General features: G+C 62.9%; 14 protein-coding genes. 6 read left to right on the forward strand and 8 right to left on the reverse strand.

Annotated features, from left to right (window positions below):
* Window positions 1-114 precede the first annotated feature (114 nt).
* Window positions 115-624 carry a flavin reductase family protein gene (locus ABH945_RS01250; protein WP_429249480.1) on the reverse strand — a complete coding sequence of 170 codons (510 nt, stop codon included), beginning with the start codon at window positions 622-624 and terminating at the stop codon, window positions 115-117.
* Window positions 625-880: 256 nt separating this feature from the next.
* Here ABH945_RS01250 and msrA point away from each other — a divergent pair, with 256 nt between their 5' ends.
* Window positions 881-1,426 carry a peptide-methionine (S)-S-oxide reductase MsrA gene (msrA, locus tag ABH945_RS01255; protein ID WP_429249481.1) on the forward strand — a complete coding sequence of 182 codons (546 nt, stop codon included), beginning with the start codon at window positions 881-883 and terminating at the stop codon, window positions 1,424-1,426.
* Between the two features lie 234 nt (window positions 1,427-1,660).
* Here msrA and ABH945_RS01260 read toward each other — a convergent pair whose 3' ends face one another.
* From ABH945_RS01260 to pdxH, 3 genes are all read right to left on the reverse strand, one after another.
* Window positions 1,661-3,136 carry a DUF72 domain-containing protein gene (locus ABH945_RS01260; RefSeq protein WP_429249482.1) on the reverse strand — a complete coding sequence of 492 codons (1,476 nt, stop codon included), beginning with the start codon at window positions 3,134-3,136 and terminating at the stop codon, window positions 1,661-1,663.
* A 79-nt stretch (window positions 3,137-3,215) separates the two neighbouring features.
* Window positions 3,216-4,430 (reverse strand): class I SAM-dependent methyltransferase, encoded by a 1,215-nt coding sequence (locus ABH945_RS01265; RefSeq protein WP_429249483.1) that lies wholly within the window; start codon window positions 4,428-4,430, stop codon window positions 3,216-3,218.
* Window positions 4,431-4,570: 140 nt separating this feature from the next.
* Complete coding sequence (pdxH, locus tag ABH945_RS01270) at window positions 4,571-5,212, reverse strand: pyridoxamine 5'-phosphate oxidase (protein ID WP_074765477.1); 642 nt, start codon at window positions 5,210-5,212, stop codon at window positions 4,571-4,573.
* Window positions 5,213-5,473: 261 nt separating this feature from the next.
* Between pdxH and tcdA the strand changes: the two genes are divergently transcribed.
* Window positions 5,474-6,355, forward strand: coding sequence for a tRNA cyclic N6-threonylcarbamoyladenosine(37) synthase TcdA (gene tcdA, locus ABH945_RS01275; protein WP_429249484.1), 882 nt, complete (start codon window positions 5,474-5,476; stop codon window positions 6,353-6,355).
* 131 nt (window positions 6,356-6,486) lie between these two features.
* Here tcdA and trxA read toward each other — a convergent pair whose 3' ends face one another.
* Both trxA and ABH945_RS01285 read right to left on the reverse strand, forming a co-directional pair.
* Window positions 6,487-7,335, reverse strand: coding sequence for a thioredoxin (trxA, locus tag ABH945_RS01280; RefSeq protein WP_429249485.1), 849 nt, complete (start codon window positions 7,333-7,335; stop codon window positions 6,487-6,489).
* A 120-nt stretch (window positions 7,336-7,455) separates the two neighbouring features.
* Complete coding sequence (locus ABH945_RS01285; protein WP_429249486.1) at window positions 7,456-8,331, reverse strand: pirin family protein; 876 nt, start codon at window positions 8,329-8,331, stop codon at window positions 7,456-7,458.
* Between the two features lie 176 nt (window positions 8,332-8,507).
* Between ABH945_RS01285 and ABH945_RS01290 the strand changes: the two genes are divergently transcribed.
* The gene (locus ABH945_RS01290; protein ID WP_074765469.1) at window positions 8,508-9,389 is read left to right on the forward strand and encodes an EamA family transporter; all 882 of its coding nucleotides are present in this window, start codon (window positions 8,508-8,510) and stop codon (window positions 9,387-9,389) included.
* Between the two features lie 165 nt (window positions 9,390-9,554).
* Here ABH945_RS01290 and ABH945_RS01295 read toward each other — a convergent pair whose 3' ends face one another.
* Window positions 9,555-11,150, reverse strand: coding sequence for an N-acetylmuramoyl-L-alanine amidase (locus ABH945_RS01295; RefSeq protein WP_074765467.1), 1,596 nt, complete (start codon window positions 11,148-11,150; stop codon window positions 9,555-9,557).
* Complete coding sequence (gene tsaE / locus ABH945_RS01300; RefSeq protein WP_074765465.1) at window positions 11,132-11,713, reverse strand: tRNA (adenosine(37)-N6)-threonylcarbamoyltransferase complex ATPase subunit type 1 TsaE; 582 nt, start codon at window positions 11,711-11,713, stop codon at window positions 11,132-11,134. Before tsaE ends, ABH945_RS01295 begins: the two co-directional genes overlap by 19 nt.
* 17 nt (window positions 11,714-11,730) lie before the next feature.
* Between tsaE and queG the strand changes: the two genes are divergently transcribed.
* The 3 genes from queG to xerD all read left to right on the forward strand — a co-directional run bounded on the left by queG (window position 11,731) and on the right by xerD (window position 14,488).
* Complete coding sequence (gene queG / locus ABH945_RS01305; protein ID WP_429249487.1) at window positions 11,731-12,984, forward strand: tRNA epoxyqueuosine(34) reductase QueG; 1,254 nt, start codon at window positions 11,731-11,733, stop codon at window positions 12,982-12,984.
* An 80-nt stretch (window positions 12,985-13,064) separates the two neighbouring features.
* Window positions 13,065-13,535, forward strand: coding sequence for a methylated-DNA--[protein]-cysteine S-methyltransferase (locus ABH945_RS01310; protein ID WP_429249488.1), 471 nt, complete (start codon window positions 13,065-13,067; stop codon window positions 13,533-13,535).
* Complete coding sequence (gene xerD / locus ABH945_RS01315; protein WP_429249489.1) at window positions 13,532-14,488, forward strand: site-specific tyrosine recombinase XerD; 957 nt, start codon at window positions 13,532-13,534, stop codon at window positions 14,486-14,488. Before ABH945_RS01310 ends, xerD begins: the two co-directional genes overlap by 4 nt.
* Window positions 14,489-14,499 lie beyond the last annotated feature (11 nt).

Raw genomic sequence — 14,499 nt, forward strand, 5'->3', positions numbered from 1 at the left:
GGGCGCCTCGGCGGGCGGCTAGCCTCGCTGGACGCAAGTATCCCAATGCCGCCGATGCGACTCATGCCACTGAACTGACGGGTGCCCGCTATTACGCGGCACCCGCAAACGCCTTCACAGCGTTTTAAGCCCGTGAAACTGTCCGTTCTGAAACACGAGCGGCGCAATCTCCGCGGCATTCTCATGCACGCCGCAGCGCTCCACTTCGCCGACGAAAATCACGTGGTCGCCTTCTTCATAACGGCTGCGGTTATGGCATTCGAACCACGCGAGCGCACCATCGAGCACGGGCATACCGGTATCGCCTTCCGCGTGCGACACACCTTCGAAACGGTCGCCCTTCAGGGTCGCGAAGCGCTTGCACAGATCGAGCTGCGTCGCCGCCAGCACGTTGATCACGTAGTGACTATTGGTGCGGAACACCGGCATCGACGCCGAGCGGGTGGCGAGACTCCACAGCACCAGCGGCGGATTCAGCGAAACCGAGTTAAATGAACTGGCGGTGATGCCGATCAACTGGCCGGATGCCGAACGCGTTGTAATAACGGTGACGCCGGTGGCGAACTGACTGAGCGCCTGTTTGAAGGCGGGCTGGTCGAAATTGGGCGGGCTGGCGTGCTTCATCGGGGGGAGGTTCCTGGCGCCAGTCGGGTGAAACCGGGGCTGAACCCACCGCGCGCGCGGTTGAAAACAAATGATTCGAAAGTCATAGTGAAAATCGTCGATTAGCCCCAATTTTAACTGCAATCGCGGCGCGCAGGCCGTGACCCCAGCCGGAGAAGGGGAAACCCGTTAAGCTGCAAAATCCTGCCGATGGCACGAGCGTTGCGGCAAAGCAGGACCGGCATGGCCGACTATCAAAGATCAAGGAGCAGGCAGCATGAGTCAGACAGGCGAAATCGCCACCCTCGGTGGCGGATGTTTCTGGTGCCTCGAAGCGGTGTATCTGAGCGTCGATGGCGTGAATTCGGTGCAATCGGGCTATGCGGGCGGCCAGACGCAGAACCCGACCTACGAACAGGTCTGTGACGGCGTGACTGGCCACGCCGAAGTGGTGAATGTCGACTTCGATCCGTCGAAGATCAGTTACCGCGAGATTCTCGACATTTTCTTCGCGCTCCACGATCCGACCCAGTTGAACCGGCAGGGCAACGACGTGGGCACGCAGTATCGCTCGGTGATTTTCACGAACTCCGACGCGCAGCGTGAGACCGCGTTACAGGCAATCCGCGAAGTTGGCGAGCAGCGCATTTACGACGGTCAGATCGTGACGCAGGTGTTGCCGCTCGATGGCAACTACTGGCCGGCGGAGGCGTATCACCAGAACTATTTTGCGCAGCATCCGAATCAGGGGTACTGCTCGTTCGTGGTGGCGCCGAAAGTGGCGAAGTTTCGTCAGAAGTTCGCGCATCGGATTAAGGCGTAGGGGTTGGGGTTGTAGGTTTCAGCGTGCGATTCTGGCGCTGATCGCTACGACGAGGGCGTGCATGGGATGAGCCTTGGTAAAAGCCGATGGTGGGCGCCCCCGGCTGTCTGCACGGCACCCGCCGTCCTCGAAACACGACGCGAGCACCCACTCGCAAAGCGGCGGGCGCGATCCGATCGCACATGATCGCGCCCGCCGCACAGCAACCTGCCTTAACGCGTGTCCCGCTCCGCTTTACTCCGGTTCGTCACCGGGCTCTCCATCACTTTCCCGGTCGCCAGCGTCTTCCTGTTGCGGCCGCCCCTCAGCCTGCTCCCGCTCTCGAACCAGCCGCGCATACGCATCGATAATCGCGCGCGCCAGCTCCAGACAGCTTAACGGCGCCGATCCTTCCGCCTTATTGTTGATCGCGATCACCACCGGCTGGCCAGCCAGCGCATAGCGCGCGGCGAGTTCGGCCAACGCCGCGCGCGTGGCCGGGTCCTGATCGATCAACTGGTTGAACGGTTCGTACTTGGCTTTCGCCTGCTCGTATTTGAAGCCGCCGTGCAGACTCCAGCGCACGATCAGCGGTCCGGCCGGGGCGCCGGCCGCCGGATCGCCGGCCGCCGGTTCGCCGTCCAGCAGCGCGAGCGCCGCCGCCTGGCGCTGCGGATCCGGCATCCGCGCGTGAATGCCCACGCAATAGCGCACGCCCGCCGCTTTCAGCGTGCGGATAAAACGCGGCGTCAGCAGGCTCGCATCGCGGATTTCGATCGCGTAGCGGGTGTCGTTGGGCAGCGTCGGCAGCGCCATCAGAAATTCGCCCAGCCGTTCGATGAATACTGCCGGCTGCGCGAGCATCTGATCCGGTAGCGGCGACAACTGGAACACCAACGCGCCCGCTTTCGCGCCGAGTCCCTCGATGCAGGGCGTGACGAACTCGTCGATCGCCATCTGAGCGTCCAGAAAGCATGGATTCAGCGATACCGGCTCGCCGCGTTCGGCGCGCACGGTCGCGTCGGTGATCGACATGGGCGCCTTGACGATGAAGCGGAAGTGCTCCGGGACCTGCTGCGCGTAGCGCAAATACTCGGTGACCGACAGCGCCTGATAAAACGACCTGTCGATGCTGACGGTCTTCAGCAGCGGATGCGCGCCATAAGCCGTGAGGCCTTCACGCGACAGTTTGCTGTTGCTGTATTCGTCGCCGTAGACGATGCCGTTCCAGCCTGGAAACGACCAGGTCGACGTGCCGAGGTGGACTTGCGGTGGCAGTTCGGCGGCGAGCGCGAGCAGTTCGGGCGAGGGCGGGGCAGCGAGGATTTCGCGCGTGCGGCGCTTTTTCGGGGAATCGGCGGGAGAGGGGAGTGCTTCGGTTCCAGTGGCGGCGCTTTCGTCTTCCTGCCAGAGCGATGCCGCTGCGGCAGGTTTTGCGCGTGATTGACGCCGTGCTTCAGGCTGCGTCGACGCGGCAACCGTGGATTGCGCGTCGGCGTCGGCGGAGGCCGCCGCCACAATCCCCGCACGGCCTCCGGCTTTAGCCTCGACAGATGTCGCGTGCTGCGGCTTCACGGTCACCGTCGTCACCGTCGCCGGCCTGGCCGCCACCTCCGCCCGCTCCACCGGCATCCCAAACAGATCGACCTGCACAGCCTCATGCCCGGCGTCGACAGCATCGCCATCGCCGCCTTGCGGCCCGTCAGTTTCGTTTGCCCCGCTCTGATCCATCTCTATCCGACCTGCTGTTCAAAAGATTGCGCCATGTCGCCGCTTCACCCACTCGGTTCGCGACGACGGCGCAACCGTATCACAGCGCCTTCTCGTACATATAGCGGCGCGACCACGGCAAGGTTTTCGCGCTGCGGCCGGCTTTGCGGCAGACCACCTGATAGATCGACACGTCGTCGGTTTCGAACGCGTACGCGCAACCGGCGAGGTACACGCGCCAGATGCGGAATTTTTCGTCGTCGACGAGCGAGCGGGCTTTTTCCGCGTTCGCCTCGAAGTTTTCCGCCCAGATATCCAGCGTGTGCGCGTAGTGACGGCGCAGGCTTTCGACGTCGACCGCTTCCAGTCCGCCGCGCTGCATCGCTTCGAGCGCGAGGCTGATGTGCGGCAGCTCGCCATCGGGAAACACATAACGGTCGATAAACTCGCCGCCGCCGAGTGCGGTTTCGCCGCTGTCCGAATCGCTCGATGTGATGCCGTGGTTCATCGCCACGCCGTCATCGACCAGCAAATCGTGGATCTTTTCGAAGTAGCCCGGCAGATTCTTGCGGCCCACGTGTTCGAACATGCCGACGCTGGTAATGCGGTCGAATTGCCCTTGAACATCGCGATAATCCTGCAGACGAATTTCAATCTGGCCTTCGAGGCCTGCTGCTTTCACGCGAGCGGTGGCGAGATCGAACTGGTTCTGCGACAGCGTCACGCCCACGCATTTCGCGCCGAATTTCTGCGCCGCGCGCAGCACGAGCGCACCCCAGCCGCAGCCGATATCGAGCAGACGCTGCCCCGGTTGCAACTGGATTTTCGTGAGGATGTGATCGATCTTCTTGATCTGCGCGGTCGCGAGATCTTCTTCGCCGTTCTCGAAGTAGGCGCACGAGTACACCATGTTCTCGTCGAGCCACAGCTTGTAGAACTCGTTCGAGACATCGTAGTGATACTGGATGGCCTTCTTGTCCGACGCCTTCGAATGATGAAAGTAGCGCCGCACGCGCGCCAGCTTGCTCGCGCTGGTGACGGTATTGCGCGCCAGCTGATAGCCGATATTGATGATGTCCGACAGTTTGCCTTCAATGTCGATCTTGCCCTGCACGTAAGCCTCGCCGAGATTGTCGAGGCTCGGTTCGAGCAGATACGGCAGCGCCGTCGCACTTTTGACGTGTAGCGTGACCTGAGGCGCGGCGAACTGCCCAAAGTCATGTTGCTGACCGTCCCACAGCACGAGTCGTGCAGGCAGGTTAGCCTTGGTCTTTACATCTTCTACCCACTGCGCCAGCTTCTTCTCCCAGAACATGTGATCTCTCCGTGTCCGTTGAATTAAAGCAAAGCTTGTGCGGATCGCGACTCAGCGCGGCTCGACTCCTATGCCGCAGACGCAATCCTGCCGGTGCGCGCTGCTGCGTTGGCGGCGCGCTGCCGACGTTATATTCCGATTCAAGGCGATAGGCGGGAGATTTGCCAGTCGCCGTTTTCAGTTTCGCGCGTATAGAGCAGACGGTCGTGCAGACGCGACGGCCGGCCCTGCCAGAATTCGATTGCTTCGGGGACCAAACGATAGCCGCCCCAGTGCGATGGACGCGGTGGCTGGTCGCCGTATTGCAGGCTGATTTCGCGTTCACGTGTTTCGAGCTGCGAACGGCTTTCAATTACCTGACTTTGATTCGATGCCCACGCACCGATACGCGAACCGAGCGGACGCGACGCGAAATACGTATCGCTTTCTTCTGCACTGGTTTTAACGATGCGCCCCTCGACTCGCACCTGGCGCTCGAGTTCGATCCAGTAGAACAGCAGGCTCGCATACGGATTGGCTGCGAGTTCGCGGCCCTTGCGGCTTTCGTAATTGGTGAAGAACACAAAGCCGCGTTCGTCGACACCCTTGATCAGCACGATGCGCGCCGATGGCCGGCCACGCGAGTCGACGGTAGCCAGCGTCATCGTATTCGGTTCGGGCAGTTTGGCGTCTACCGCCTGTTCAAACCAGGTGTCGAACTGGCGAAATGGATCGCGGTCGACATCGGCAACGTCCAAAGAACCCAGCGAATAGTTTTTTCGAAGTTCGGCGAGTGAGGTCATGTTCTTATGCGAACGCTACAGTCAGGCAAGTATAGCTAAGGAGAAAATTCTTTGCGCGCAGGCAGGTCAAGCGCTTGCGCTTTGCACGAACGGATACTGCGTACTCCGATGATGATCGCCGATTCGTGCGCCGCAACGTGTACGGCGATGCGGCTCGGCGCGTTCAGGCAAAATACGGTCTGAGTGCGTTTTGGGGCGATTCAGAATCGACCCGGACGCCGCCAATTTCCGTTTTGCCAGTCTTCAACGAGTCCCGCCACCATGTCCAGCACCACCGCGCAATCCGACGCGCAGTCCGACGCGTATGCCGATATTACTACCAGCCTCGACGCGAGTGAAAGCGCCGACCACGCGCGGCGTTTCGGCGGCATTGCGCGCCTGTACGGCGCGCCCGCGCTCGCCGCGTTCGAAGGCGCACATGTGGCGGTGATCGGCATCGGCGGAGTGGGGTCGTGGGTGGCGGAAGCATTGGCGCGCAGCGCCGTTGGCACGCTGACGCTGATCGATCTCGACAACGTGGCCGAGAGCAACACGAACCGGCAGATTCACGCGCTCGACGGCAGCTACGGGAAACCGAAAGTCGAAGCCATGGCCGAGCGCATCAAGATGATCAACCCGTACTGCGACGTGCGGCTGATCGAAGATTTCGTCGAGGCGGATAATTTCGACGCGACCTTAGGCGGCGGTTTCGATTATGTGATCGACGCCATCGACAGCGTGCGGACCAAGACCGCGCTGATCGCATGGTGTGTCGAGCGCAAGCAGCCGTTGATCACAGTGGGCGGAGCAGGTGGTCAACTCGACCCGACGCGCATTCGCATCGACGATCTCGCGCTGACGATCCAGGATCCGTTGCTGTCGAAAGTGCGCGGACAGTTGCGCAAGCAGCATGGTTTTCCGCGCGGGCCGAAGGCGAAGTTCAAGGTGAGCGCGGTGTATTCCGACGAGCCGTTGATCTACCCCGAAGTGGCCGTCTGCGATATCGACGAAGAAGCGGAGCACGTGAGCACGTCGCCGGGACACACGGGGCCGGTCGGTCTGAATTGCGCGGGGTTTGGTTCGAGCGTGTGCGTGACGGCGAGTTTCGGCTTTGCCGCGGCCGCGCATGTGTTGCGGGCGTTGGCGAAGCAGGCGGCCGGTTGACGGTTCGGCCGAAGTTCCAACCGGCGTTTCAAGCGAAGCGACCATGAAAAGCAAAAGGCGGTGAAAGCGACATGATGTCGCTTTCACCGCCTTTTTTACGTGCTATCGCTTCCCGACAGACCGCACGCGAATCAATACAGCGATGCGCTCAACTTGCGCCGCCATTGCGACACCAGTTCCGGCTGATGCGCGGCCAGATCGAACACGGACAACATCGTCTTGCGGCCGATATCGTCGCGGAACGTGCGGTCGCGTTGCACGATTGCCAGCAGATGTTCGAGTGCTTCCGAATACTTGAGTCGGGCGATCAGCGCGCTGGCGAGATCGAAGCGGGCTTCGAGATCGTCGGGCGCGGCGGCGACTCTGGCTTCGAGCGCGTCCGTGGGCGGCAGGTCGGCGGCGGCATCCAGCGCGTCGAGGCGCGTTTTGATCGCGTTGAAACGTGCGTCGATACCCTGCGTCGTTTTCGGCGACAGCAGATCGACTTCGTTGCGGACTTCGTCGATACGATTGTCTTCGAGCAGCAGTTCGATGCGATCCAGGCGCGCTTCGTCGAAGCCCGGGTCGTAGGCGAGGGCGGCTTGCAGCGCGTCGTACGCATCGTCGCGACGGCCTTCGGCCAATGCGGTCTGCGCTTCGAGGCGCGCGGCATCTGCACCTTGCGGCACGAGCCGCTCGATGAATTCGCGCAACTGGCCTTCCGGCAGCACGCCGACAAACTGGTCGACCGGGCGGCCGTCGGCAAACGCCATCACGTGCGGAATGCTGCGTACCTGGAAGTGCGCGGCCAGTTCCTGATTTTCGTCCACGTTCACTTTCACCAGCTTCCATTTGCCGGCGGCTTCGGCCTCGAGCTTTTCGAGCATCGGGCCCAGGTTTTTGCACGGGCCGCACCACGGCGCCCAGAAATCGACCAGCACGGGGGCCAGTGTCGACGCCGCGATGACGTCCTGTTCAAAAGTGGCCAGAGTGGTGTCCATTGCGTCCTCGTCGATAAAACGGTTTGTCACTAAATGGGGCCGAACAGCGCGGGTTCAATGCGTCGCACGCTTGCCCACGCGAGCGTCGGGGTTAATCGGCGCGATTCGTGCCCGGGTTCGTTATTTACGCTCCGGCAGCGGAATCCATTCGGTTTCGCCCGTCACCTGGCCCATTTCCTGATGGGTCCACGCGAGCTTCGCGGCTTCGATTTTCTCGCGTGAACTCGCGACGAAATTCCACTCGATAAAGCGCTCGCCGTCCAGTTTTTCACCGCCCAGCAGCATCGCGCGCGCGCCGTTCGTGCTTGCCAGCGTGACGGTTTCGTCGAGCGCGAGCACGGCCATCTGGCCGACTTCGAGCGGCGTGCCGTCGATTTCCAGATCGCCGTCCACCAGATAGACGCCGCGTTCCTCGTGTTCCGGTTCGAGCGCGAATGCACCGCCCGGCGCGAATTCGGCGGCGACGTACAGCGTGCCGGAGAACGTCGTGACCGGCGACTCCACGCCGAACGCCGTGCCCGCGATCACGCGCAGCGTGACGCCGTTGCGCTCGACCACCGGCAACGTGTGGGCAGCGTGATGCGCGAACGACGGCTCGACTTCTTCGTCGTCGAGCGGCAGCGCGACCCAGGTCTGGATGCCGTGCATGGTCAGCCCGCTCGCGCGATCTTCGGCGGGCGTGCGTTCCGAATGGACGATGCCGCGTCCGGCCGTCATCCAGTTGACGTCGCCGGGGACGATTTTCTGCTCCGAGCCGAGGCTGTCGCGATGCATGATCGAGCCTTCGAACAGATACGTGACGGTCGCGAGGCCGATATGCGGATGCGGCCGCACGTCGAGTCCGACGCCGGGTTCGAGGGTGGCGGGGCCCATGTGGTCGAAGAAGATGAACGGGCCGATCAGACGCGCGGCCATGGCGGGCAGCACGCGCCGCACGGTCAGGCTGCCGACGTCGCGCAGATGCGGTTTGAGGACGGCTTTGATCGAGGAGGACATGGCAGGCTCGGCTGAAATGGTGGGTGGAAATCTTGCTGAATGGACGATTCTACTGCGCAGCGCACAATGCCGACGCCTCGCTCCGCGCCCGCGCTCCGGAATCGATGGCAACGGCGATGACCGCCGATGTAAGGCTCCGTTAAACTGCCGGATTCAACAATCGGATGGAGACCGGGATGTCGCCCAGGGATCTGCTGCTCGCGCTGATCGTCGTGATCGCGTGGGGCGTCAATTTCGTCGTGATCAAGGTGGGTCTGCATGGCGTGCCGCCGATGCTGCTCGGCGCGCTGCGCTTTACGCTCGCCGCTGTGCCCGCGGTGTTTTTTGTGAAGAAGCCTAATCTGCCATGGCGCTGGTTGTTCGCGTACGGCGCGACGATTTCGTTTGGCCAGTTCGCGTTCCTGTTTTCGGCGATGTACGTCGGCATGCCGGCGGGGCTTGCTTCGCTGGTGTTGCAGGCGCAGGCGTTTTTCACGCTGATTTTCGCGGCGATCTTCCTGCACGAGCGCTTCCGTTTGCCGAACCTCGTGGGTCTGCTGATCGCGGCAGCCGGTCTCGCTGTAATCGGTTTGCAAGGCGGTCACGCGATGACCGCCGCAGGCTTTGCGCTGACCTTGTGCGCGGCGTGTTCGTGGGCACTCGGCAACATCGTCACGAAGAAGGTCGGCAAGGTCGATCTCGTCGGACTGGTGGTGTGGGGGAGTCTGATTCCGCCGCTGCCGTTTTTCGCGGCGTCGTATGCGTTCGAGGGGCCGCAGCGGATCGCCGCCGCTTTGTCCGGCATCAGCGCGATGTCGATATTCGCGATCGTCTATCTGGCGTTTATCGCGACGCTGATCGGCTATGGATTGTGGAGCCGTCTGTTGTCGCGCTATCCGGCGAGCCAGGTCGCGCCGTTTTCGCTGCTGGTGCCGATTGTCGGGCTGGCGTCGGCGTCGTTGCTGCTGGGTGAGCAATTGTCGATGGCGCAGGTCGGCGGTGCGTTGCTGGTGATGGCGGGGCTGGCGGTGAACGTGTTCGGCGGATGGGTCGTGCAGAGGCTGACACCGGCACGCTGAGTTTTTTGCTGCGCAGCATGTAGCGAGCAACGTGCGATGTGCAGCTTGCAACTTGCAATGTGCGACGTGCGCATCATGCCGCAGCGCGCATCGACAAAAAACGGCCGCATCATCACTGATGAGCGGCCGTTTTTTCTTTGCCTCGTGCGTTATCAGAAGCCGGCTTCAAGTCATCCGGTTTTTCGCCAGCGGCGGATTTGCCGCGAAATAACGCTTGATGCCGTTCATGATCGCGTCGGCCATCTTGTCGCGATAGGCGTCGTCGTTCAGGCGTCGCTCCTCGTCCGGGTTGCTGATGAACGCGGTTTCCACGAGGATCGACGGAATGTCCGGCGCCTTCAGCACCGCGAATCCCGCCTGCTCGACCGAGCCCTTGTGCAGCTTGTTGATGCCGCCGATTTCCTTCAGCACGAAGTTGCCGTAGCGCATCGAGTCGCGAATCTGCGCCGTGGTCGACATGTCGAACAGCGCGCGGTTGACGGTCGCATCGGCGGACTTGATGTTGATCCCGCCAATCTGATCCGACGAGTTCTCCTTGTTCGCCATCCAGCGAGCCGCCGCGCTCGACGCGCCATGGTCCGACAACGCGAACACCGACGACCCCTTCGCCTCGGGCGTCGTGAACGCATCGGCGTGGATCGACACGAACAGGTCCGCGCCGACGCGCCGCGCTTTCTGCACGCGCACGTTCAGCGGCACGAAGAAGTCGGCGTCGCGGGTCATCATCGAGCGCATGTTGGGCTGGGCGTCGATCTTCGCGCGCAGCTTCTTCGCGATGTCGAGAGCGACGTGCTTCTCATAAGTTCCGCCGCCGCCAATCGCGCCGGGGTCTTCGCCGCCATGACCCGGATCGATCGCGACGGTCAGCAGGCGCACCGTGTTGCTCTTGCCGGACTTCGGCGTGGAGAACGCGTAGGTGTCGTCGCTGCTGTCGTCGTTGTCGCCGCCCAGGTTGTTCGGCTTGCTGCTGCCTTTGTTGCGCGCAATCGCGGCGGGCGGCGAGAGCGGAACAGCCGGCTTGCCGGCAATGATCGGTGCCGAAGGCGTGGGAGCGACATGCACGGGTGGACGTGGCACGCCCGGCGCAGGTGCTGAGCCGCTGTTAGCGCCGCCGTTGCCGTTCTGCGCGTAACGCTCGAAGAAAGCCTCGCTGTTATCCGCGGCGGGCGGCGTCGTGCCGGGACCGCTCAGCGTGGCGGGCGGCACGCCGTTCTCTTCGTTGAAAGTCTGCTGCTTGTGTTCGGTTTGCGCGAGCAGATCCATCAGCGGATCGGGCGCGACTGCGGGATACAGGTCGAACACCAGCCGGTACTTGTACGCGCCGACCGGCGGCAACGTGAACACCTGCGGCTTCACCGAGCCCTTCAGATCGAACACCATGCGCACCACGTGCGGCTGATTCTGTCCGACCCGCACCGCCGAAATCTGCGGATCGTTCGGCGTGATCTTCGATACCAGGTCTTTCAGCGCCTGATCCAGATCGAGGCCGCTCAGATCGACCACCAGACGGTCTGGCGCCTGCAACAGCTGCTGCGTGTTTTGCAGCGGCTGATCGGATTCGATCGTCACCCGGGTGTAGTCGCGCGCGGGCCAGACCCGCACGCCGAGCACCGAACTGGCCAGGGCCAGACGCGGCGCGACGAGTCCGAGTACGAGCGTGGACGCTCCCGCCCGCAGAATCTGCCGACGCCGCCAGTTATGCGTGGCGGTAGCCGCGGATTCGATCGAGCGGAACGGTTTGATCAACATCTTTCGAGACATGCCTTTCCTGATTCGCTGTATGCCCGTGCGACGAGCACGCGTCCGTCGTTCTCGCTGTCCAGATCGAGTGAGAAGACGAGATCCGGCACTCCCAGAAGGGGCCCTGCGCGCTGCGGCCACTCGACGAGGCAGATAGCGCCGCTGTCGAAGTATTCGCGAAAGCCCGCATCGGCCCATTCGGCCGGATCGGTGAATCTATAGAGATCGAAGTGATACAGCGCGAGTTCCCCAGCAGGGCGTTCTAGCGCATAAGGTTCGACGAGCGTGTACGTGGGACTGCGCACGCGGCCAGTGTGACCGAGGCCGCGCAAGGTCGCGCGCACGAGGGTGGTTTTGCCGGCGCCGAGGTCGCCGATGAGTTGGACTTGCAGCCCGTGGAATGCCGTGCCGCCGTTCGCGTCCGGCGCGTGTTGGGAATGCTGCGCAGCGTCGCGAACGCTTTCGATCGCCTGTGCGAAGCGCTCGCCGAACGCGTGCGTGGCGGCTTCGTCTGCGAGCGCAAAGCTGCGTTCGAGCAGAAGATTGGCGGACGGCAGAATCGCGTGATCGGGATTGGCAGGCATTCTCGTAAAATGGCGTGATGAACCGAAGTCCGGAGTCCCCTGAGTCCACTGTCACCAGCGCGCATTCGTCCATCGCGACGAACGCTGCGGAGAGCGCTCGTCATTACGATGACGCAGCGCTGAATGCGCTCGCGCTGAACATCAAAAGCTGGGGCCGTGAACTGGGATTCGGGGCGATCGGCATTAGCGATACCGATCTCTCCGCGGCCGAAGCGCCGCTTGCAGCCTGGCTGGAAGCGGGGTGCCACGGCGAGATGGATTATATGGCGAAACACGGCATGAAACGCGCGAGGCCCGCTGAGCTTGTGGCCGGCACGCGACGTGTGATTACCGCGCGCATCGCCTATTTGCCCGCCGAAACGTTGAACGGAGCGGCGCACGAAAGCGGCTCGGGCGGCGGCCTGAGCGCGCAAGACTGGCGCTCAGCCGAGTATGCGCGGATCGCAGACCCGTCGGCGGCGGTGGTGTCGGTCTATGCGCGCGGCCGCGATTATCACAAGGTGATGCGTAATCGCCTGCAACATCTCGCCGAGAAAATCGAAGCGGAGATCGGTGCATTCGGCTACCGCGTATTTACCGATTCGGCGCCGGTGCTGGAGGTAGAACTTGCGCAGAAGGCGGGCATCGGCTGGCGCGGCAAGCACACGTTGCTGTTGCAACGCGACGCCGGTTCGCTGTTTTTCCTCGGCGAAATTTACGTCGATGTACCGTTGCCGACCGATGCCGAAACGTCGCCCGACATCGCGCCTGAAACGCCGGGCTCGCATTGCGGAAGTTGTACGCGTTGCATCGGCGCGTGTCCGACCGGCGCGATCGTCGCACCTTATAAGGTCGATGCGCGGCTGTGCATTTCTTATCTCACCATCGAACTGAAGGGCAGCATTCCGCTCGAGATGCGGCCGCTGATCGGCAATCGTGTGTATGGCTGCGACGACTGTCAGCTCGTGTGTCCGTGGAACAAGTTTGCGCAGGCCGCGCCGGTCGCCGATTTCGACGTGCGGCACGGACTCGATCGCGCGTCGCTGGTCGATCTGTTCGCATGGACCGCCGACGAGTTCGATACGCGAATGCAGGGCAGTGCGATTCGCCGCATCGGCTACGAAAGCTGGTTGCGCAATCTCGCAGTGGGGATGGGCAATGCGTTGCGTGCATCGCCGGAGAGTTTGAATACGCAGGCGCGCGACGCCATCGTGCACGCGTTGCGACAGCGCGCCGACGACGCTTCGGACTTGGTACGCGAGCACGTGCAATGGGCGCTGGAAGCGGCGTAAAGTTGAGCAGGCAATAGCACTGCATGCTGCGGTGCCATCTCGCACAACCGAGCCGCCACGATAGTAAGGAGCAGGCCATCATGTTCAATGCAGTGATCCACGCGCCGTTCGGCAAGGTCGGCATTCGTCTCGAAGGCGAAGCAGTGCGCGAGATCGTCTATCTGCCGGACTCGATGGCGAGCGTTGCGCCCGACTCGCCGCTGGCGAAGCAGGCCGCCGCGCAGATCGAGCGATATTTCGAGCGGGCGTCCGCGACATTCGAGTTGCCGCTGGCGCCGGTCGGCACGGCATTCCAGCAGCGCGTGTGGCAGGCGATCTGCGATATTCCGACGGGCGTCGTGCTGACCTACGGACAGGTGGCAAGGCAGCTCGGCAGCGCGCCGCGCGCGGTCGGTCAGGCGTGCGGCGCCAATTTTTTCCCGATTGTGATTCCCTGTCATCGCGTGGTGAGTTCGAGCGGCATCGGCGGATTCGCGCATCACGGCGATGACGGCTTTTTCCGCAACGTCAAGCGCTGGCTATTGGCGCACGAAGGCATTCCGTACGCATGAGCACGAGCATGGGCACGACCGATTCCCTGGCCGACGACACGAGCGTCGTCGCGTCTCCTCTTTATCTGGCAAGCGCCGCCTCGATCGATGCGTTCTGCGACGCGCTGTGGCTCGAGCACGGCCTGTCGCGCAACACGCTCGACGCGTATCGCCGCGACCTCCGGCTCTTTTGCGAATGGCTTGCGCAGACCCGCAATGCGTCGCTCGACACCGCCAGCGAAGCCGATCTCAACGCCTATGCCGCCGCGCGGCACGCCGACAAATCGACGTCGTCGAACCGGCGGCTCTCGGTGTTTCGCCGCTACTACGGTTGGGCGGTGCGCGAGCATCGCGCGCAGGCCGATCCGACGCTGCGCATCCGCTCGGCCAAACAGCCCATGCGTTTTCCGTCGACGTTATCGGAAGCGCAAGTCGAAGCGTTGCTCGGTGCGCCGGATATCTCCACGCCGCTGGGTCTGCGAGACCGGACGATGCTCGAGTTGATGTACGCGAGCGGCCTGCGGGTGACCGAACTCGTCACGCTGAAGACGGTGGAGGTCGGCCTGAACGAAGGCGTAGTGCGTGTGATGGGCAAGGGCTCGAAGGAGCGGCTGATTCCGTTCGGCGAAGAAGCGCACGGGTGGATCGAACGCTATCTGCGCGAGGCTCGCCCGGCGCTGCTCGGCGCGCGTTCGACCGATGCGCTGTTCGTGACGAGCCGCGCCGAGGGTATGACGCGTCAGCAGTTCTGGAACATCATCAAGCGACACGCGGTGGCCGCCGACGTGCATGCGCCGTTGTCGCCGCACACGTTGCGGCATGCGTTCGCGACGCATCTGCTGAATCACGGTGCCGACTTGCGCGTCGTGCAACTGCTGCTCGGTCACACCGATATTTCGACTACGCAGATTTACACGCATGTGGCGCGGGAGCGGCTGAAGTCGCTGCATGCGATGCATCATCCGCGAGGATGATGCGCGCACTT

Origin of the sequence: Paraburkholderia sp. GAS333 (assembly GCF_050435665.1) — a bacterium.
Lineage (GTDB): Bacteria > Pseudomonadota > Gammaproteobacteria > Burkholderiales > Burkholderiaceae > Paraburkholderia > Paraburkholderia fungorum_A.